Here is a 20,013-nt window from a genome sequence, read left to right on the forward strand (position 1 = left end):
TATGAAAAAAACACTTCTCGCAGCCACTGTTCTTATGGCATTGGTATCTTGTGAAGACAAAAAACAGGATTCAAAAAAAATGGAAATTACTTATCCTACCACACAAACAGTAGATCATGTTGATAATTATCATGGTACAGATGTACCAGATCCATACCGCTGGCTAGAAGATGATCGTAGTGCAGAGACCGGTGAATGGGTTAAAGCACAAAATCAAGTTACTAATAGTTACTTAGATCAGATACGCTTTCGCGAAAGCGTTAAAAATCGACTTACAGAATTATGGAACTATGAGAAAATAGGGGCTCCTTTTATAGAAGGTGACTACTCTTATTTCTATAAAAATGACGGTTTACAAAATCAATATGTGATATACCGATTTCCTACTAACGGAAAAATGGAAGATGCAGAAGTTTTTCTTGATCCTAATCAATTTTCAACAGATGGAACGACTTCTCTAGGTGGTACTTCTTTCACTAAAGACGGATCTCTATTTGCTTATGCCATCTCAGAAGGTGGAAGTGACTGGAGAAAAATTATCGTTTTAAACACTAAAGATTTAACTCAAGTAGGAGATACCATAAAAGACGTGAAATTTTCTGGAATGTCTTGGAAAGGTAATGATGGTTTCTACTATTCTAGTTATGATAAGCCTGACGGTAGTGAGCTGAGTGCTATGACAGATCAGCATAAACTGTATTATCATAAGTTAGGTACACCACAGAGTGAAGATCAAGTTATCTTCGGTGGTACAGCAGATCAAAAGTATAGATATGTTGGTGGTGGCGTTACTGATGATCAAAACTACTTAGTCATTTCTGCAAGTACATCTACTAATGGTGGTAAGATGTTTATGAAAGAATTAAATAAACCCAATGCACCACTAGTAACCGTTCTAGATAATTTTGATACCAACACTTATTTACTGCATAATGAAGGTTCTAAGTTATGGTTGGTAACAGATTATAATGCGCCTAATAAACGTATAGTATCGACAGATTTTTCTAATCCTACTCAAGAAAGTTGGGTAGACGTGATACCAGAAACAGAAAATGTGCTGTCACCATCTACAGGTGGTGGATACATCTTTGCAGAGTATATGGTAGATGCCGTATCTAAAATACAACAGTATAATTATGATGGTACTCTTGTTAGAGAAGTTAAATTACCCGGAATAGGAAATGTGGGCGGTTTTGGCGCTAAAGAGAAAGATAAAACACTTTACTATAGCTTTACAAATTATACCACTCCTGGAAGTACTTATTTATATGACATCGCTACTGGTGATTCAAAACTATATCGCAAACCAGAGATTCAATTTAACAGTGAGGATTATGAATCAAAGCAAGTGTTTTACACCTCTAAAGATGGTACTAAAATCCCTATGATTATTTCACATAAGAAAGGATTAGTACTAGATGGTAAAAACCCAACAATACTTTACGGTTATGGTGGTTTCAACATCTCACTTAATCCTGGTTTTTCAGTTTCAAGAGCTGCGTGGATGGAAATGGGCGGTATTTATGCCGTTGCAAATTTACGCGGTGGTGGTGAATATGGTAAAAAATGGCATGACGCTGGTACTAAAATGCAAAAGCAAAACGTGTTTGATGATTTTATAGCTGCAGGAGAATGGTTAAAAGATAACGATTACACCTCCACAAAATATCTTGCCATCCAAGGTGGTTCTAACGGTGGATTATTAGTAGGTGCAACGATGACACAGCGACCAGATCTAGCCGGTGTAGCATTCCCAGCAGTAGGTGTGTTAGACATGTTGCGATATAATAAGTTTACTGCTGGTGCAGGATGGGCTTATGACTATGGAACTGCAGAGGATAATCCAGAAATGTTTGAATACCTTAAAGGATATTCTCCATTACACAATATTAAAGAAGGTGTTTCTTATCCTGCGACGATGGTAACTACTGGCGATCACGATGATCGTGTCGTTCCAGCACACTCGTTTAAATTTGCTGCTGAACTGCAATCTAAACAAGCTGGAGATGCTCCTACCTTAATACGAATAGAGACTGATGCTGGTCACGGTGCAGGTAAATCAACCGCACAAGTAATTCAAGAACAAACAGATATTTATAGTTTTGCCTTATTTAATATGGGATTTGAAGAACTACCAGAACTTAGTACAAGAGTAAAAATGTAAATCTTAGATTTCATTAGAAGATAATTGTTAAAACCCATGCAAATAGTATGGGTTTTTTTATTGCATAACCTTTATATAATCTTTTATAAACCATCATATAAGACTTAGCTAACACCATTCAGTTATTGAAGACTTTTTTTTGTACATGCCAAAAAATCAATAAAATGAATAAAATTATTTATGCCTTAATTGCAATTATATTATGTAGTTGTAATAATGATGATGATACTAATGATCAAATCTCACTATCTACTGAAGTAAATTTTCAAAGAGCTGCAACTATTCAAGTCGGTGGTGAAGGCAGTGCTGAAATAAGTGCCTATGATATCGTCAGTAAGAAGCTATTTGTTATAAATGCAGAGTCAAATCAGATTAATGTTTATGACTTATCAAATCCTAGCATTCCAATGGAACAACCAGCTATTTCATTAAGTAGTGGAGCTCCTAATAGTGTAGCAGTTGGTGATGGTATAATTGCCGTAGCGGTAGAAAATGACAATAAGCAGCTTAATGGTACTGTCGTTACTTATGACATTAATAGTCAAGCCCTATTAAATAGTTATACTGTGGGAGCATTACCAGATATGGTTACTTTTACACCAGATGGTGAAAAAATTCTTGTTGCCTGTGAAGGTGAGCCTAATGATGATTATACCATTGATCCTGAAGGAACAGTAGGTATCATCACACTTTCAAATGGAGCGATACAATTAATCAATTTTGCGAGTTTAAATAATCAAGAGGCATCTTTAAAAAATGATGGCGTTCGTATTTATGGCCCAGGCGCCACTGTAGCTCAAGATTTAGAACCAGAGTACATAGTTGTATCAGAAGATGGGAATACCGCATATGTAACTTGCCAAGAAAATAATGCTCTAATGAGTATAGACGTTAATACTGCAGCTATAAATTATGTAAAAGCATATGGTGTTAAAGATTATAATAACCCTTTAAATAGCATAGATGCCAGTGATAGAGATGGTGTAACCCAATTAAAAAATTGGCCTGTACTTTCTTATTATCATCCAGACGGAATGGATATCGTTACAATAAATGGGCAAGAATTGATCGTTACAGCAAATGAAGGAGACGCTCGCGATTACGATGGATATTCTGAAGAAGAAAGAATTAAGGACCTTATTTTAGACCCAACAGCTTTTCCTGATGCAGTTAGTTTACAAATGGATGAGAATATCGGTCGATTAAAGACAACAACTGCAAACGGTGATATCGATGGTGACGGAGATTATGATATAATTTATGGATACGGTGCTCGTAGCTTCAGCTTTTGGGATACCAATGGAAACCTTGTTTATGATAGTGGAAATAGTATAGCAGTAAACACTTTAAATATAAACCCTACACGATTCAATGATGAAGATGGACGTAGTGATGATAAAGGTGCTGAGCCAGAAGCAGTAGCTGTTTTAGAAATAAAAAGTAATACATCAAACACTAATTCTATAAACAATAGATATATACTCGCTGTAGCAATGGAACGTACAGATGGTGTTCTATTATATGATGTCACAAACCCAAATAATCCAGTATTCCTAACGTGGCTAGAGCCAATAGGTGATGAAGCCCCAGAAAGTTTATTAATGATTCCGCGAGAAGAAAGCGGCAGTGACAAAGCACTTCTAATTATCAGTAATGAGGATAGTGGTACCGTTAATATCTATCAAAACAATGTTTTAGATTAATACATCTGCTCAATAATATTAAACCCATGCAAATTGCATGGGTTTTTTAGTTTCTAGCAAATACCTTTGTAGCATGCTACATTTAAAAGACGTTCAGTTTTCTTATCCACAAGGTAAAGCCTTACATCATATCAATTTGAAAATTGAACAAGGAACACATGTGGCACTCATAGGAGAAAGCGGTTGTGGAAAAAGTACATTACTGAACTTAATTTACGGCTTACTGCAAGAAGAAAGTGGAGAGATCACTTTTGAAGGTAAAATACTAGATGGTGCAGATTTTCATCTCGTGCCAGGACATCCTATGATGAAATATGTTCCACAGGAATTTGATTTAATGCCATTCACTACCGTTTTTGAAAATGTAGGTGAACATCTTTCTATACAGATTGATGATAGAATAACTCGCATTACAGATTTACTTCATATAGTCGATATGAGCGACTTTAAAGATCGTAAGGTTAAAACACTAAGCGGCGGACAAAAACAACGTGTAGCAATTGCTAAAGCGCTCGCTCAACAGCCTAAGGTTCTATTATTAGATGAGCCTTTTTCCAATATTGACAATTTTAGAAAAAACGATTTACGACGTAGCCTTTTTTCTTATTTGAGAAAAGAGAACATCACATGTTTGATTGCTACACATGATAAGGATGATGTATTGCCTTTCACACATGAAACTATCATCATGCGCAATGGTCAAGTCATTGATCATAGAAAAACAATTGATTGCTATCAAAAGCCCTTAAATAAATATGGAGCTTCTTTATTCAACGAGGTAAATATCATTCCTGTAGGATGGTTCAATAATACTAAAGAAATCATATGCTATCCAGAACAGCTTACTGTTAATGAAATAGGCGTTGATGCAATTGTAAAGAGCGCTTATTTTAAAGGAGTAGATTATCTTATTCAAGTTACATGTCAGGATGAAACCTTGTTATTTAACTCTTTTGAGAAACTTGATCCTGGTCAAAAAGTAAAATTAGTTTTAAAGAGCAATTAAAACTTAGACAACTCAGTTTAAAAAATCAACAACTCAGTAAAAGAGAATAGTAATCAGCCTTATTTCATAGGATGTTTGTATCATCAAACCATGACCTATGAAAACTCTTTTCTTATTACTAATTATGACCTTATCAATATCCAGTCTAGCACAGACCATTGTAAGCGGTCAGGTTATAGATGAAAAAAACATACCCGTTCTAGGAGCAAATGTTTATTTAAAAGGAACTTATGATGGCACCACGACCGATATAGATGGTAAGTTCTCTTTTGAAACTGCTGAAACTTCTACAGTAACCTTAGTCGCCAGTTTTATAGGCTATGAAGATTATATCCAGCAATCTGACGTTAGAGAGCTGAATGGTTTAGAAATACGCTTCCGCGAAAGCGTAAATAGTCTTAACTCTGTGATTCTAAATGCTGGAACTTTAAGTGCTGGAGACAGTTCTAAGGCGAGCGCACTTAAACCACTTGATATAGTAACCACGGCTGGTGCAGTAGGTGATTTTGTCAATGCATTGCAAACACTTCCAGGAACGAGTGCAAATCCAGATGATGGCCGTCTTTTTGTACGTGGTGGAAGTGGTGAGGAAACTCAAGTATTTATTGATAATAGTAGAGTATTCCGCCCTTTTGTGCCAGTTACTGGAAATATACCTACACGAGGAAGGTTTTCTCCTTTCTTATTTGATGGAATATCATTTTCTACTGGTGGTTACAGTGCAGAGTATGGTGACGCTCTATCGAGTGTATTATTATTAAATACCACTGATATACCTACAGAGGAAAAAACAGACTTACAAATCATGAGTGTCGGTGGCGGCGTGGGAAATACACAAATATGGGGAAAGAATAGTGTTAGTGTTAATGCTAGTTATATTAACCTAGGTCCTTATAATCAGTTAATACCGCAAAACAATCAGTTTGAAGATCCATATGAATCTATTAGTGGTGAAGCTGTCTATAGACATCAACTCGAGAAAGGGATGTTTAAGGCTTACAGTGCTTATTCTTATAGTAATTTTAGTATCCTACAAAAAGATATTAATATAGAGGATGGAATATTCTTTGGACTTAAAAACGGGAATTACTACGGGAATTTAAACTATGAGCAGCGTCTTAACAATGATTGGAAAATGGAAACTGGTCTTAGTCTAGCACATGATCGTAATGACATTAACGTTGCAGGTACAGATGTGGACACTAGAGAAAATGCATTACATGCAAAAATAAAATTGCGTAAGCGTTACAATAATTACTTTAAAATCCACTACGGTGTAGAACAGTTTCTCATCAACTATAAAGAAGGTGTTGTTATAGAAGATAACGCTTTTGAATCATCTGTTAATTCTTCTAATTCAGGCGTTTTTACAGAGGCTGAAGTTTTTCTATCTAAAGATCTTGCCTTTAAAGCTGGTGTAAGAGCAGATTATTATGGCTTAAGTGAAGAGTTACTTATATCTCCTAGATTGAGCGCTGCCATAAGTGTATCTAAGAATTGGCAGGCATCTATTGCTTATGGGCAGTTCTATCAGCAGGCTCAAAATAATATTCTTCAATATAATGAGAAACTAGCACCAGAAAGTGCAGAGCATTATATCCTTAATTTTTTATATCAAAAAGATGGTCGCATGCTACGTGCAGAGACCTACTACAAAAACTATTCTAGTCTATTAACCTATGATACTGACAGACCACAATTTGATAGTAATTTTGAGGTAAATGGAGATGGCTATGCGACTGGACTAGATATATTTTGGCGCGATGAGAAAACTGTTAAAAATTTAGACTACTGGATCAGCTACTCTTATCTAGATACTGAAAGACAGTACCTTAATTTTCAAGAAACTGCAACGCCTAATTTTGCCAGTTCACATAACTTCAGCGCGGTAGGAAAGTACTGGGTTGAGGATTTAAAATCACAAATAGGTATTACCTACAATTATACTAGTGGTAGAACATTTACTAATCCTAACCTAGAAGGTTTTCTTAATGATAAAACTGCATCTTTTCAAAGTTTAAATTTAAACTGGGCATATCTCATCGATCAACAAAAAATCGTATTCCTATCAGTGACAAATATCTTAGGAAGGGAAAATATCTTTAATTATCAATACAGTAATACACCTGATCAGATGGGCAATTTTGATCGTAGATCGATAGGTCAGGCTGCAGACAGATTTATTTTTGTAGGCTTCTTTTGGACGCTAGGTAGTAATGACAATCAACTAGATAATCTATAAAATTTTGCTTTGCACAACTCAGTATCAAGATACGACAGTTGGGTTGATTACGCTTTCGCGAAAGCGTAATACACAGCATATTTACTATATCAACAACTTCTAAAACCTTTATTATGAAATCAATTACTACTCTTATTATTCTGTTCTTAACTCTTTCTATAAACGCTCAATCGGGCTATGAAAAAGCAATGATTAAAGGATTAGAGCTTATGAAAACAGATTTACTCGCTGCATCGCAACAATTTGAAAGAGTCGCCGCTGCCGAGTCTGATAGATGGGAACCAGCCTATTATGTGGCGCTATGTAATATAAATAGCTCTTGGGGACAAAATCCAAAAGACAAGACTGTGCTTTACATGAAAAAAGCACAAAACTATATTAACGATGCCAAGGCAATTTCTACAAATAATCCAGAATTAATGGTTTTACAAGGGCTTTTAAATACTTGCTGGATTACCTATGATGCAAAAACATTTGGAATGAAATTATCTGCAGAAACAACGGCCTTATATGAGAAAGCTTATAATATAGCGCCGGAAAATCCTAGAGTTGCACTTTCTAGAGCAGAGTGGTTGATGGGTAGTGCAAAATACTTTGGTAAAGACATCACACCTTATTGTAATCTCATTGATAAAGCTATTTTATTATTTAATGAAGAAGTAGTAACTGGCTTTACACCATCATGGGGGAAAGAACGAGCGCTAGAAGTACAAACGACATGTAATAAAGATTAATTGAATTAGCCTTCAAAAAAAGTCCCATATTACTAGTTGTAATATGGGACTTTTTAATATTTGGAAATTTACTTTTATTTCTTTGCTTCCATCTCAAAATCATTCATGAATGCTGTGGTATAATTACCTGCAACATAATCTGGATGATCCATTAGCTGTCTATGAAAAGGAATTGTAGTTTTAATACCTTCAATTACAAACTCATCTAGAGCTCTTTTCATTTTATCAATTGCTTCCTGACGTGTACGTGCAGTAGTAATTAACTTTGCTATCATAGAATCATAATTAGGCGGGATAGAATAACCTGCATAAACATGAGTATCTAGACGCACACCATGACCGCCTGGTGCATGAAGTGTAGTTATTTTACCTGGAGAAGGACGGAAATCGTGATAAGGATCCTCAGCGTTAATACGACATTCTATAGAGTGTAATGTAGGCTCATAATTCTTACCTGATATCTTTACACCAGCGGCAACTAAAATTTGTTCTCTTATAAGATCAAAATCTATTACTTGTTCTGTAATAGGGTGCTCTACTTGAATACGAGTATTCATTTCCATAAAGTAGAAATTACGGTGCTTATCCACTAAGAATTCTACCGTACCAGCTCCTTCATATTTAATAAATTCTGCAGCTTTAACGGCAGCTTCTCCCATATCCTTACGCAACTTTTTTGTCATGAATGGAGAAGGTACTTCTTCCGTTAATTTTTGGTGACGACGCTGTACAGAACAGTCACGTTCACTTAAGTGACATGCTTTTCCATAAGAATCACCTACAACCTGAATTTCAATATGACGTGGCTCCTCAATGAGTTTTTCCATGTACATATCATCATTACCAAACGCAGCTTTACTTTCTTGACGAGCACTTTCCCAAGCTGCTAGTAGGTCTTCTTCTTTCCATACAGCACGCATACCTTTACCACCACCACCGGCAGTCGCTTTAAGCATGACAGGATATCCAGTTTCTAAAGCAATTTTTTTACAATCGTCAAAATCTGCAATAATACCATCAGATCCTGGTACACAAGGTACACCAGCAGCTTTCATGGTTTCTTTTGCAGTTGCTTTATCTCCCATTTTTGCAATCATATCTGGACTAGCGCCGATAAATTTGATATCGTGCTCTCCACATATACGAGAGAAATCTGCATTTTCAGAAAGGAATCCATATCCTGGGTGAATAGCATCTGCATTTGTAATTTCTGCAGCACTAATGATATTAGAAACTTTAAGATAAGATAAGTTACTAGGTGGTGGTCCTATACAAACAGCCTCATCTGCAAATTTAACATGGAGACTATCAGCATCAGCAGTAGAATAAACAGCTACTGTCTTGATTCCCATCTCCTTACAGGTTCTAATAACTCTAAGAGCTATTTCACCACGATTTGCTATCAATATTTTTTTAAACATGATACGTTTTTTATGTTAGTGTAAATGTGGTATTTACGCTTTTGCGAAAGCGTATCCACAAAAAATCCTTCTTATTAATTAAGAAGGATCTACTAAAAATAATGGTTGGTCAAATTCTACCGGAGAAGAATCATCTACTAAAACTTTAACGATAGTACCAGAAACTTCACTTTCAATTTCATTGAAAAGTTTCATAGCCTCAATAATACAAAGTGTATCACCTTCTTTAATACTATCTCCTACTTCACAGAAAAGTGGTTTATCTGGAGAAGGTTTTCTATAGAAAGTACCAATAATAGGTGATTTTACAGTAACATATTTACTGTTATCATCTGCTGCTGGTACTGGTGCAGCCTCTGTTGCTGGTGCTGCAGCTGGTACCGCTGCAGGAGCTGCTTGTGGCATAGGTGCTGCTTGCATAGGCATTGCTTGTTGTACATAAGTCACTTCATTAGAGTCTGATCCAGTTCTAATTGTGATTTTAACGTCATCCATTTCTAGCTTTACCTCGCTAGCTCCAGATTTTGCTACAAACTTGATTAAGTTTTGAATTTCTTTTATATCCATAATTTAAGTGGTTATGATTAGCTATTATAAGCCCATGTTAATAAAATAGAGCCCCAAGTGAATCCACCGCCGAATGCGGCAAACACCAACTTGTCACCCTTTTTTAATTGAGATTCATATTCGTTTAATAGTAATGGTAATGTAGCACTAGTGGTGTTTCCATAGCGATCTATATTCATCATTACTTTTTCATCTGGTAAGTTGACTCTTTTAGCGGTAGCGTCTATAATACGCTTATTTGCTTGATGAGGTACTAACCAATCCACATCTTCATTAGTAAGATTGTTACGTTTAACAATCTTCTCTGCGACGTCTGCCATATTAGAGACTGCATATTTGAAAACGTTTTTTCCATCTTGAAATACAACGTGCTGGTTATTATCTATAGTGTCATGACTTGCTGGCATTAAAGAACCTCCAGCTTCAATTTTCAAGAAGTTTCTACCTACGCCATCACTTCTTAATATTTCGTCTTCATATCCTACCTTTTGATCTTCAGTAGCTTCAAATAGAGCAGCTCCAGCGCCATCACCAAAAATGATGCATGTAGTACGATCTTTATAATCAATAATACTAGACATTTTATCTGCGCCTATAAGGAGTACTTTTTTATAGCGACCAGATTCAATATAACTGCTTGCAGTGCTCATTCCATAAAGGAAACTAGAGCATGCAGCTTGTAAATCATAAGAAAATGCATTAACCGCACCTATCTCACTTGCTACATAAGCAGCCGTTGATGCTACGGGCATGTCTGGTGTCACAGTTCCTACTATGACTAAATCTATAGATAAAGGATCTAAATCTTTTTTCTTGATAAGGTCTAGCGCCGCTTGAATAGCAAGGTACGAGGTTCCCTTATCCTTATCTTTTAAAATCCTGCGTTCTTTGATACCAGTACGAGTAGTGATCCACTCATCATTTGTATCAACCATAGTCGCTAGGATAGCGTTAGTAAGCTTGTAGTCTGGCACATAGCCGCCTACTGCAGTAATCGCCGCTTTGATGTTACTCATACAGGTGATTCTAGTAATTATTAGAGCCGTGAAAGCTACTGAAAAACTTGCAGAAATAAATAAAAATGACACGTTTTTAATTAAAACGTGTCATTTTTTATGAATTTGTAAAGAAAAGCTTTGTTTTCTACTGATTTGATAAATCAGCAAACTATGCTTCTACTTCTTCTGTTTTGTCGATTAATACATTACCGCGGTAATATAATTTACCTTCATGCCAGTGTGCTCTGTGGTAAAGGTGTGCTTCACCAGTTGTGCTATCTGTTGCAATTTGTGGAACACTAGCTTTGTAGTGAGTTCTTCTTTTATCTCTTCTTGTTTTGGAGATTTTTCTCTTAGGATGCGCCATGGCTATTTATTATTATCCGTTTGTATTTTTTTTAATGCGTCCCATCTGGGATCAGTACTTTCTTTATTGTCTTCTATAATATCAAGGTCTTTCGGCTGCAGCTCTTCCAATTTATCGAGCAAATCTGAATCTAACGATCCATCTTCTACTCCTGGATGAACTCTTTTCAATGGAATACCTAGCACCAACATTTCATACACAAATTGACTTATGTTTAATTCATAAGCGCCATGTGGTAAAATGAGTAGTTCTTCATTATCATCATTATATTCTGGACCGAATTTAATAATGACATCCATTTCTGTTTCAATATCCAAGTCAAATGGCTCATTAGTAACATCACAATTGACATTAATTGAACCTGAAGCTTCTAGATGCAATTCCATTATAGTGGATTTTTTATCTAATGTGGCTTCAACATTTAACTGAGAACTATTGAAGTCCTCAAAACCAAAATTTTCAAAAAACGTATTATCAACCTCATATAGAAACTGATGTTTCCCCTGCTTTAAACCGACAAAGGAAATATTAAAATCTTTGAGTTCCATAATCTTCCTCGTTAAACGAGCGGGCAAAGATAATAAAAGTTATTAAAAATACATTGTTAATATTATCTACGTTTCTTAGAAATATTTTTTAACGGGTTTGCAGATAGCTCATCATACATCTTTCTGTGCTTAAAAACAGTGACCGCAGTATGTATAGCCGCCATAAATGAAGATGGATTTGCACTTCCCTTTCCTGCAATATCAAATCCAGTTCCATGATCTGGACTAGTTCTTACATGACTTAATCCTGCAGTATAATTGACACCAGAACCAAATGTAATCGTTTTAAATGGCACTAATCCTTGATCATGATAAGATGCTAAAACAGCATCAAATTGCAAATGTTTTTTATTTCCAAAAAAACTATCTGCTGGATATGGTCCGAATATTAACGTACCATCTTTTCTCAATTCTTCTAGAACAGGAATTAATGATTCTTGGTCATCTGTGCCTATAACGCCATTATCTCCTACATGAGGATTAATACCTAGCACAGCAATTTTAGGCTTAACGATTCCAAAATCTTTCTTCAACGACTCTTTAATGGTGCCTATTTTTGTTTTGATAAGTTTTTCTGTAATTTGACTAGGAACCTCTTTTAAGGGTATGTGATCTGTAAGTAATCCTACTCTTAGATCTTCAGAAACCATAAACATTAAACTTTCCCCTTCTAACTCTTGATTAAGATAGTCGGTATGACCTGGGAATTTAAACTCTTCTGATTGTATAGACTCTTTATGAATAGGAGCCGTCACTAAAACATCGATTTGATTTAATTTTAAAGCCTCTGTTGCCGCCTTTAAACTACGTACCGCTAGTTCACCAGCAACAGGATCAACTGTTCCCCAGTTTACCCTAAATGGCTCTTTAATTAATCGTACTACATTTACCTTACCATCCACAACATCATCCAGCGAGGTAATGCCATGAATTTTAATATTAAGTTTTAAAGTTTTAATATAGTAAGATAAAAGTTTTGTACTTGCAAAAATCACTGGAGTGTATAGCTCCAACATCTGATTATTCTCAAATGCTTTTAAAATAATCTCTCCACCTATTCCATTAGGATCACCTAATGAGATTCCTACTCTAATGTTTTGCTTTTTGTTCATGCGGTGCTTTGTTTTTCGCCGTATTTTTGAGAAGATAAAAGTAACGGTTTTTCATCACTTATGTTTACAGGAATAATAGAGTCTGCCGCAAGAGTTATTCAACTCAAAAAAGAAAACACAAATTTACACTTAACACTAGAGAGTAATATCACTAGCGAGTTAAAAATAGATCAAAGTGTTGCACACAATGGTGTCTGTTTAACGGTAGTTGCCATTGACGGTAATCAATATGTTGTTACCGCAATTGAAGAGACCTTACAGAAAACAAATATAGGTGCACTTAATATAGGTGATATTGTAAATATAGAACGGGCTATGAAAATGAACGCTAGGCTAGATGGTCATATCGTTCAAGGTCATGTTGATCAAACAGCAGTTTGTAAAGACATTATTAATAAAGACGGCTCATGGATATTTACTTTTGAGTACGATAAGGACTTACATAACGTAACTATTGAAAAAGGTAGCATCTGTATAAATGGTGTCAGCCTTACTGTGGTTAACTCTAAAATTAATGAATTCTCTGTAGCTATAATACCCTATACGTATGAGCACACAGGTTTTAAAACATTAAAAAAGAATAACGTCGTCAATTTAGAATTTGACGTTATCGGTAAATATGTAAAAAGATTAATGGGTTTATAACGCTCTACGGCGGCTTTTATAAACAGTAATAGCGCCTATAATAACAGCACTTGCTATTAAGAACCATATATTTCCATCCAATGGAACGTCTCCTACAGGTGGCGGTATACCCGTCTTAGGAACAGGTGGTGTTGCTTGCTGTACTAACACTGTTAGGGAAAGTGAAAGAATATTGCTCATAGTTGTTTTAACGAATGCGAAAGTAAAACTTTAATTGAATTAGCGCAAAAAAGTAATGTGAACTTGATGTAAAGTTTAAAAACAACGCTTTTCGTCGATGAAATACGGTTTTTAGACTTGAAAAGAGCCTGAAATTTATCTCATATTCATTTAAAAAGGTTCGCATTTTATTCTATAACGATTCTATTAAACATTTTATTACAGAAGTAAAATCACTCTTATAAAATAAAAAACCTCAGATTTAAATCTGAGGTTTTTAAACTTGTGGGCCCACCTGGGCTCGAACCAGGGACTTTCTGATTATGAGTCAGATACTCTAACCAACTGAGTTATAGGCCCGACAACTATTTTTATGGAATAGTATGTCCTAAAAAGTCTGCAAATTTAAACTATAATTCTTGTTGTACAAACTATTCTTCAATTTCCTGACATAACTCTACTAATACACCATTGGCAGATTTGGGGTGAATAAATGCAACCCATTTATTATCAGCACCTTTCTTAGGCTCGTGATTCAAAATTTTAAATCCTTCTTTTTCTAATCTTTTTAATTCTGCTTTAATATCTTTAACGTTAAAAGCAACGTGATGTATACCTTCACCTCTTTTTTCTATATATTTTGCAATAGCGCTATCTTCATGAGTAGCAGCTAATAACTCAATTTTATTCTTTCCAGATTTAAAAAATGATGTCATTACATGCTCACTTTCTACAGCCTCACTTTTGTATGGTTTCCTTCCTAAAAGTTTCTCATAGGTTTGATTTGCTTTTTCTAAATCTTTAACAGCAATTCCTAAATGCTCAATTTTTCCTAACATAACTCTTTAATTTATTTTTCAAAAATATCACAAAACCATTTGCTTACCTTTGTCGCATGGAAGAAAGTAATAGACAGAAAAAGATTAGTGGTATTCTTCAAGAGGACATATCTTCTGTAATACAGGATTTTTTAAGAAAGAACACCGTTAAGAACTTACTAGTATCTGTAACTAAGGTTACGGTAACACCCGATCTGGGATATGCAAAAGCGTACCTGTCCGTCTTTCCTGCAGATAAGGCTGCAGCCGTTGTTCAAGAAATTGTAGAAATAGGACCAGAATTGAGACATCAAGTAGCTGCAAAGGTACGTCACCAGTTACGCCGCATGCCTGAATTACAGTTCTTTAATGATGACTCTCTTGAGTATATGGATCAAATAGATAGAGAGCTTAAAGGTCTTAACAATCCTATTGAAAATCCAAATATATTGCCGCGCAGAAAAAAATCTTAGTGAACTTTTCTTATTACATCGCAAAGCGATATCTGGTATCTAAAAATGGTAAAAACGCCATTAACATTATCAACATACTTAGTTTTATAATAACTATTGTTGGGACAGCTGCCTTATTCATTGTGCTTTCTGGATTCTCAGGATTAAAAAGTTTTAGTACAGAGTTTAGTAGTTATTTTGATCCAGACCTTAAGGTTACTCCTTTAAATGGTAAAGTTATAGAGATTCCGCTTTCGCGAAAGCGAGAACTAGAAAACATATCGGGTATCACATTACTAAGTGCTACCATTGAGGAAAAAGCTTTTTTACATTATGATGGTAAAAACGACATCGCTTACATCAAAGGTGTCGACAGTAATTATGACCAAATCATAAAAACAGACACGATATTACTAGAAGGTAGTTGGCTAGGCAACAGTGATTTACAAGTTGTCGCTGGTGCAGCAATATCTGATGAGCTTTCTTTACAAGTAGATAATTATGGTAGGTTTTTACAAATCATGGTGCCTAAACCTGGAAAAAATGCGATTAACGCTTTAAATTATAGGGATTCTTTTAGTCAGATTGATGTTGTCGCTACGGGAGTTTTTAGTATTAATGAAAATCTAGACAGTAAATATATTTTTACAACCATTGCAGCTGCCAGAAAATTATTGAATTATAATGGTGACCAGGCAAGTAGCTTAGAGATTAAAATTTCTCCTGATGTTGACGAAGATCAAATAAGAGAAGAAATACAAGCATTATTTGATGTCCCTATAGTTATTAAAAATAGACTTCAAATGAATGATGGTTTATACAAAATGCTTAATTCAGAGAACCTTGCTGTTTATCTGATCTTTACTTTAGTACTAATCATCGCGCTATTTAATGTTTTAGGGTCCATAATCATGATGATTCTGGATAAAAAACAAAACTTAAAAACCTTATTAGATTTAGGCGCTAGTGTGAAATCTTTACGTAAAATATTTTTTATTCAAGGTAGTTTAATGACGATAAGTGGTGGATTAATAGGTCTCTTTATAGGTGTTGCCTTTGTTTACCTACAGATAGAATATAGTCTTCTTTATATAGCGCCAGGACTTCCTTATCCTTTTGAAATGGTCTTAACTAATGTTGCTGTTGCCATAGGGACAACATCCATATTAGGTATTATAGCAAGTTATATCGCATCTAGACGAATCAATGAAGCGTTGCTTTCTCAAGCAAAATTATAATCCAATAGGCCTAGTAATTAAAAGAATGAGACTGATCGAAGGTTTTTCTGTCAGAAAAAATCTATATTTAGCATTAATCACTAAATCTCTTCAATGAAAAATTTAAAACTAGTCTTATTACCATTACTTTTTATGTTTAGTGTTGCTATAGCTGCGTCAGGAAATGAAAACACCACAGTTAATACGCCACAATCTAAGAATATCGATAAGAAAAAAGTACTTCATCGCATGAATTGTCATGATTCAAATTGTTCAAACTCTGCACATATAAGACGTCCTGATCAAATTCAATAAAAACGTATATCTATTATGTGTTTCAAATAAAAAGGGTTCTATTTAAATAGAACCCTTTTTATTTAATTAAGCCTTATCTATAATCTAATCAAATCTATGGTTACCAAACTTATCGAGTACTTCATTAAAGGTGTCAAAAACACCTTTAGAGTCATCACTGGTAACCATTTTCATTCGGTATTCTTTAAAATTAGGAATCCCTTTAAAATAGTTAGTATAATGACGTCTGGTTTCAAAGACACCTAAAGTTTCTCCTTTCCAAGCAATAGACATTTCTAAATGTCGTCTTGCGACCTCTACACGCTCTTGCATAGTTGGTTTTGCCATATGCTCTCCAGTCTCAAAAAAGTGCTTTACTTCTCTAAAAAACCATGGATAACCTATGCTCGCACGACCTATCATAGCACCATCCAGTCCATAATCGTCACGCATTTCTAAAGCACGTTCTGGAGTATTTACATCTCCATTACCAAAAACTGGAATGTGCATGCGAGGATTATTCTTTACAGCTGCAATAGGTTTCCAGTCTGCATTTCCTTTATACATTTGGGCACGTGTGCGGCCATGAATAGATATCGCTTTAATACCTACATCTTGTAAACGCTCTGCAACCTCAACAATTTTTATAGAGTCGTCGTCCCAGCCTAGTCTAGTCTTTACCGTTATAGGTAAATCTGTATGTTTTACCATGGCAGCTGTAAGAGATACCATAAGATCTATATCTTTTAATATCCCAGCTCCAGCACCACGAGAAACTACTTTTTTCACTGGACAACCGAAGTTGATATCTATAATATCTGGTTTAGTACGTTCTACGATTTCTACAGACTGTAACATCGAGTCTAGGTTTGCACCAAAAATCTGGATTCCTACAGGACGTTCTGCCTCATAGATATCTAGTTTCATGGTGCTTTTTGCGGCATCACGTATCAATCCTTCACTAGATATGAATTCTGTGTAGACCACGTCTGCTCCATTTTCTTTGCAAAGTGCGCGGAAAGGTGGATCACTTACATCTTCCATAGGTGCAAGTAGTAGTGGGAAATCGGGTAATTGTATATCTCCTATTTTAGGCATGTTGCAAAAATAAGGTATAATCTAATTTGAATTGAAGAGAATTAATGCGTTTTATAAGCCTTTAGTTTTTTTACCAGTACGTTCTAATTCTTCTGAAGCTTCTGGCTCTCGATTATCTAATCTAAAGTTTCCAAATTTATAAGTAAATCCTATAGTAACTAATTGAGTTTCTGGAATGGTTAACACGCGATTATCTTGATTTGCATACCGACTTACAAAAGGCTGGTTTTGTGAAAGAAATATATCACTATACTTTGCTGTTAATATAGCTCTATCATTCCATAATCTTTTTGAAAAGCCTATGCTACTGGCTAGCATATTCTCATATTTGTATGAACCGAAAAGAATGCTAGTAATATAATCTGCTTCTATCAACATATTTAATGTGCCATCCTTAGAAAGCTCAAATAAATTCTGTGTTTGAATAAAAAACCCTGTAGTATTTAATCTTTGGTTCTCACTAATTGATTGTATTGCTTTAAATTCATTTTCCATATAAAAAGCACTTACACTTGTTAAAGAAGTCCACTTTTCAGTAGGATATTTTATAAGTGTTGCATCAACGCTATATTGAAATTCATAATTCAGATTAGCGCTTTGTGTGGTCAACACGTTTGTATTATTATTTTGAAAAGGTAAATTATCTAAAATACCTTTAGTATAAATGTAGTAAGCATCTACAAATAACTCATAGTCGTATGTCCACCCTAGTGTTACTTTATTAGTAAAGGCCGGTTGTAAATTAGGGTTACCAGACTCTATATTATTATCATTTATAAAGTTATTAAATGGATTTAAATCACCATACCTAGGTCTTTCAATAGAGCGTTTGTAACTTAACGATAAATCATTCTTTTCATTAAGATTATGAGTAACCGATATATTAGGAAAAAAGCCGAGGTAGTTTTGAGAATTAACTAAGCCTAAAGTTTCACTATCTCCTACGACATCTGTTTGTTCTAATCTTAATCCTCCGGTAAAAGACCATTCAGTCCATTCTCTTTCTAATTGCGCATATGCTGCATAAATATGCTCATCATAAGAATAGTTGTCTGATAGTGACGGGTCTATACTACTACCCATATTGGTATCAAAAAAATCTTGTTTACTCTGAGATGAAATATCAGAATATTTTAATCCAGCAGATAGTGAATAAGCACCGATCTGATTAAGGTAATCTGCTTTTGCAGTAAATATATTTATATCTTGAAAACCTACGGTATTGAAACTGTTTGTACTAGATGTAGTTTGCGTGTCATCAAAAAATGTGCTGAAAAAGTCTTGCGCATTGTCTACTTCGGTAAAAAAGTAACTTCCTTCCACACTTAATGTACCGCCATTATCATTCATAATGTTATTCCATCCTAAGTTAAGAGAACCAATAGTGGCATCGCGTCCCGTACTAGAATCCGTATTAAAACCACTAAACATAGTTCCTCCTTGTGGTAAGATTAAGGTGTTCACATCCGTATCTACCTCTCTACCATTGTCTAATCCTAGATAACCTAAAATAGATAAGCTGTTTTTCTCATTAATATTGATATCTATAATGGTATTGAATGCATGTGACTGACTGCGTGAGACACTATTTAAATCAGTAAACCAGCGAGAGCTTCTTGTTCCATCATTATTAAAAAAACCTACTTGAGATTCTTCAAGAGTCAAGTCTTTACGTGGATTAAAATTATAATTTGCGTACACGTTAAGCCAGTTATTTTTATAATACTGACTGGTACCGATATTATATTTTGCAAAAGTGTCTATTTCATACTTACCCGTTAACGAGCCCTTATAGCCTAATGAGACATTCTTACTAGTAACGATATTAATTACTGCGCCACCTTCTGCATCATATCGAGCAGGTGGATTATGAATAACTTCAACACTTTTTACATTCTCACCGCTATATCCACTTAATAATTGCTCTAATTCTTCATTACTTAAATAGACACGTTTGTTATTAATGTACACTTGGGCTACACTACCTTTTACAGTATAAGTACCATTCATTTCAAACACTCCTGGTGTAGATTGTAAAATCTGTGATGCATTTCCTGTGCTTAAGGTTGTGTTTTCAACATTAAAAATAAGACGATCAGACTTGCGCTCTATAGTTGGTTTCTCTGCGATGATTGTTACAGCGTCTAATTGCGCAGCATCTGTTTCTAAGGTGAGATTGTTAAGAGCAGTGTTTTTTTGTAGAGTCAGCTTTCGCGAAAGCGTAACATAACCCACAAAAGAGGCATTGAAATTATAATCGCCGTTAATTACATTAGGGAAAGAAAAGTTTCCTGTCTCATCAGTTGAAGTACCGTATTTAAAAGTTCCCTCTTCTACATCGAGAAGTACCACATTTGCAAAAGCAATGGGAGCACCGTCAGAATCGATAAGGTTACCTGTAAGATTAATTTGAGCAAACGTACTTAAAGAAGTGAATAGTAATAAAATGGATATCAGTTTCATGCAAT

General features: G+C 35.0%; 19 protein-coding genes and 1 tRNA gene. 9 read left to right on the plus strand and 11 right to left on the minus strand.

The features are described 5' to 3' along the window. Position 1 precedes the first annotated feature (1 nt). From ACJJVI_RS05525 to ACJJVI_RS05545, 5 genes are all read left to right on the plus strand, one after another. On the plus strand, positions 2 to 2,164 hold the full coding sequence (locus ACJJVI_RS05525; protein WP_405350902.1) for a prolyl oligopeptidase family protein: 2,163 nt from the start codon (positions 2 to 4) through the stop codon (positions 2,162 to 2,164). A gap of 164 nt (positions 2,165 to 2,328) precedes the next feature. After that, positions 2,329 to 3,867 (plus strand): choice-of-anchor I family protein, encoded by a 1,539-nt coding sequence (locus ACJJVI_RS05530; protein WP_405350904.1) that lies wholly within the window; start codon positions 2,329 to 2,331, stop codon positions 3,865 to 3,867. 73 nt (positions 3,868 to 3,940) lie between these two features. After that, positions 3,941 to 4,873, plus strand: coding sequence for an ABC transporter ATP-binding protein (locus ACJJVI_RS05535; protein ID WP_405350906.1), 933 nt, complete (start codon positions 3,941 to 3,943; stop codon positions 4,871 to 4,873). Positions 4,874 to 4,970: 97 nt separating this feature from the next. Beyond that, a complete protein-coding gene (locus tag ACJJVI_RS05540) occupies positions 4,971 to 7,115 on the plus strand; it encodes a TonB-dependent receptor (RefSeq protein ID WP_405350908.1) in 2,145 nt (714 codons plus the stop codon). Between the two features lie 113 nt (positions 7,116 to 7,228). Further along, positions 7,229 to 7,849, plus strand: coding sequence for a hypothetical protein (locus ACJJVI_RS05545; protein ID WP_405350909.1), 621 nt, complete (start codon positions 7,229 to 7,231; stop codon positions 7,847 to 7,849). A gap of 74 nt (positions 7,850 to 7,923) precedes the next feature. On the opposite strand, the gene accC is transcribed toward ACJJVI_RS05545, so the two are convergent. The 6 genes from accC to pdxA form a co-directional block, all read right to left on the minus strand. Continuing rightward, positions 7,924 to 9,270, minus strand: coding sequence for an acetyl-CoA carboxylase biotin carboxylase subunit (gene accC / locus ACJJVI_RS05550; RefSeq protein ID WP_036583371.1), 1,347 nt, complete (start codon positions 9,268 to 9,270; stop codon positions 7,924 to 7,926). 78 nt (positions 9,271 to 9,348) lie between these two features. Further along, positions 9,349 to 9,837, minus strand: a complete 489-nt coding sequence (gene accB, locus ACJJVI_RS05555) for an acetyl-CoA carboxylase biotin carboxyl carrier protein (RefSeq protein ID WP_405350912.1) — start codon at positions 9,835 to 9,837, stop codon at positions 9,349 to 9,351. A gap of 17 nt (positions 9,838 to 9,854) precedes the next feature. Further along, complete coding sequence (locus tag ACJJVI_RS05560) at positions 9,855 to 10,853, minus strand: beta-ketoacyl-ACP synthase III (protein ID WP_036583366.1); 999 nt, start codon at positions 10,851 to 10,853, stop codon at positions 9,855 to 9,857. Between the two features lie 151 nt (positions 10,854 to 11,004). After that, positions 11,005 to 11,202 (minus strand): 50S ribosomal protein L32, encoded by a 198-nt coding sequence (rpmF, locus tag ACJJVI_RS05565; RefSeq protein ID WP_036583364.1) that lies wholly within the window; start codon positions 11,200 to 11,202, stop codon positions 11,005 to 11,007. 2 nt (positions 11,203 to 11,204) lie between these two features. Beyond that, positions 11,205 to 11,750: a DUF177 domain-containing protein gene (locus ACJJVI_RS05570; RefSeq protein ID WP_036583361.1), complete on the minus strand. Its 546-nt coding sequence runs from the start codon at positions 11,748 to 11,750 to the stop codon at positions 11,205 to 11,207. 62 nt (positions 11,751 to 11,812) lie between these two features. Then, positions 11,813 to 12,862 (minus strand): 4-hydroxythreonine-4-phosphate dehydrogenase PdxA, encoded by a 1,050-nt coding sequence (gene pdxA / locus ACJJVI_RS05575; protein WP_405350914.1) that lies wholly within the window; start codon positions 12,860 to 12,862, stop codon positions 11,813 to 11,815. A gap of 60 nt (positions 12,863 to 12,922) precedes the next feature. On the opposite strand from pdxA, the gene ACJJVI_RS05580 reads away from it, so the two are divergent. Continuing rightward, positions 12,923 to 13,507: a riboflavin synthase gene (locus ACJJVI_RS05580; protein WP_042269196.1), complete on the plus strand. Its 585-nt coding sequence runs from the start codon at positions 12,923 to 12,925 to the stop codon at positions 13,505 to 13,507. Here the strand turns inward: ACJJVI_RS05580 and ACJJVI_RS05585 are convergent. The 3 genes from ACJJVI_RS05585 to mce all read right to left on the minus strand — a co-directional run bounded on the left by ACJJVI_RS05585 (position 13,502) and on the right by mce (position 14,505). Continuing rightward, positions 13,502 to 13,687: a hypothetical protein gene (locus ACJJVI_RS05585; protein WP_042269198.1), complete on the minus strand. Its 186-nt coding sequence runs from the start codon at positions 13,685 to 13,687 to the stop codon at positions 13,502 to 13,504. The two genes, ACJJVI_RS05580 and ACJJVI_RS05585, sit on opposite strands and share 6 nt — an antisense overlap. A gap of 265 nt (positions 13,688 to 13,952) precedes the next feature. Beyond that, positions 13,953 to 14,026, minus strand: a tRNA-Ile gene (locus ACJJVI_RS05590). A gap of 71 nt (positions 14,027 to 14,097) precedes the next feature. Then, a complete protein-coding gene (mce, locus tag ACJJVI_RS05595; RefSeq protein ID WP_036583352.1) occupies positions 14,098 to 14,505 on the minus strand; it encodes a methylmalonyl-CoA epimerase in 408 nt (135 codons plus the stop codon). A 56-nt stretch (positions 14,506 to 14,561) separates the two neighbouring features. Here mce and rbfA point away from each other — a divergent pair, with 56 nt between their 5' ends. The 3 genes from rbfA (at position 14,562) to ACJJVI_RS05610 (ending at position 16,468) form a co-directional block, all read left to right on the plus strand. Beyond that, complete coding sequence (rbfA, locus tag ACJJVI_RS05600) at positions 14,562 to 14,957, plus strand: 30S ribosome-binding factor RbfA (RefSeq protein ID WP_036583349.1); 396 nt, start codon at positions 14,562 to 14,564, stop codon at positions 14,955 to 14,957. Then, entirely contained in the window at positions 14,957 to 16,174 is a 1,218-nt protein-coding gene (locus tag ACJJVI_RS05605; protein WP_405350917.1) for an ABC transporter permease, read from the plus strand. Before rbfA ends, ACJJVI_RS05605 begins: the two co-directional genes overlap by 1 nt. Positions 16,175 to 16,267: 93 nt before the next feature. Next, positions 16,268 to 16,468 carry a hypothetical protein gene (locus ACJJVI_RS05610; protein WP_036583344.1) on the plus strand — a complete coding sequence of 67 codons (201 nt, stop codon included), beginning with the start codon at positions 16,268 to 16,270 and terminating at the stop codon, positions 16,466 to 16,468. A gap of 84 nt (positions 16,469 to 16,552) precedes the next feature. Here ACJJVI_RS05610 and dusB read toward each other — a convergent pair whose 3' ends face one another. Beyond that, positions 16,553 to 17,545 carry a tRNA dihydrouridine synthase DusB gene (gene dusB, locus ACJJVI_RS05615; RefSeq protein ID WP_042245094.1) on the minus strand — a complete coding sequence of 331 codons (993 nt, stop codon included), beginning with the start codon at positions 17,543 to 17,545 and terminating at the stop codon, positions 16,553 to 16,555. Between the two features lie 51 nt (positions 17,546 to 17,596). Then, on the minus strand, positions 17,597 to 20,008 hold the full coding sequence (locus ACJJVI_RS05620) for a TonB-dependent receptor domain-containing protein (RefSeq protein ID WP_405350920.1): 2,412 nt from the start codon (positions 20,006 to 20,008) through the stop codon (positions 17,597 to 17,599). Between the last annotated feature and the right edge of the window lie 5 nt (positions 20,009 to 20,013).

Source organism: Nonlabens sp. Asnod3-H03 (genome assembly GCF_045063665.1).
Classification (GTDB): Bacteria; Bacteroidota; Bacteroidia; order Flavobacteriales; family Flavobacteriaceae; genus Nonlabens; species Nonlabens ulvanivorans.

Bases quoted from the DNA above. Each gene is read 5' to 3' on its own strand.
- ACJJVI_RS05525 (WP_405350902.1), top strand. From the start codon at position 2: ATGAAAAAAACACTTCTCGCAGCCACTGTTCTTATGGCATTGGTATCT.
- ACJJVI_RS05530 (WP_405350904.1), top strand. From the start codon at position 2,329: ATGAATAAAATTATTTATGCCTTAATTGCAATTATATTATGTAGTTGT.
- ACJJVI_RS05535 (WP_405350906.1), top strand. From the start codon at position 3,941: ATGCTACATTTAAAAGACGTTCAGTTTTCTTATCCACAAGGTAAAGCC.
- ACJJVI_RS05540 (WP_405350908.1), top strand. From the start codon at position 4,971: ATGAAAACTCTTTTCTTATTACTAATTATGACCTTATCAATATCCAGT.
- ACJJVI_RS05545 (WP_405350909.1), top strand. From the start codon at position 7,229: ATGAAATCAATTACTACTCTTATTATTCTGTTCTTAACTCTTTCTATA.
- accC (WP_036583371.1), bottom strand. From the start codon at position 9,270: ATGTTTAAAAAAATATTGATAGCAAATCGTGGTGAAATAGCTCTTAGA.
- accB (WP_405350912.1), bottom strand. From the start codon at position 9,837: ATGGATATAAAAGAAATTCAAAACTTAATCAAGTTTGTAGCAAAATCT.
- ACJJVI_RS05560 (WP_036583366.1), bottom strand. From the start codon at position 10,853: ATGAGTAACATCAAAGCGGCGATTACTGCAGTAGGCGGCTATGTGCCA.
- rpmF (WP_036583364.1), bottom strand. From the start codon at position 11,202: ATGGCGCATCCTAAGAGAAAAATCTCCAAAACAAGAAGAGATAAAAGA.
- ACJJVI_RS05570 (WP_036583361.1), bottom strand. From the start codon at position 11,750: ATGGAACTCAAAGATTTTAATATTTCCTTTGTCGGTTTAAAGCAGGGG.
- pdxA (WP_405350914.1), bottom strand. From the start codon at position 12,862: ATGAACAAAAAGCAAAACATTAGAGTAGGAATCTCATTAGGTGATCCT.
- ACJJVI_RS05580 (WP_042269196.1), top strand. From the start codon at position 12,923: ATGTTTACAGGAATAATAGAGTCTGCCGCAAGAGTTATTCAACTCAAA.
- ACJJVI_RS05585 (WP_042269198.1), bottom strand. From the start codon at position 13,687: ATGAGCAATATTCTTTCACTTTCCCTAACAGTGTTAGTACAGCAAGCA.
- mce (WP_036583352.1), bottom strand. From the start codon at position 14,505: ATGTTAGGAAAAATTGAGCATTTAGGAATTGCTGTTAAAGATTTAGAA.
- rbfA (WP_036583349.1), top strand. From the start codon at position 14,562: ATGGAAGAAAGTAATAGACAGAAAAAGATTAGTGGTATTCTTCAAGAG.
- ACJJVI_RS05610 (WP_036583344.1), top strand. From the start codon at position 16,268: ATGAAAAATTTAAAACTAGTCTTATTACCATTACTTTTTATGTTTAGT.
- dusB (WP_042245094.1), bottom strand. From the start codon at position 17,545: ATGCCTAAAATAGGAGATATACAATTACCCGATTTCCCACTACTACTT.
- ACJJVI_RS05620 (WP_405350920.1), bottom strand. From the start codon at position 20,008: ATGAAACTGATATCCATTTTATTACTATTCACTTCTTTAAGTACGTTT.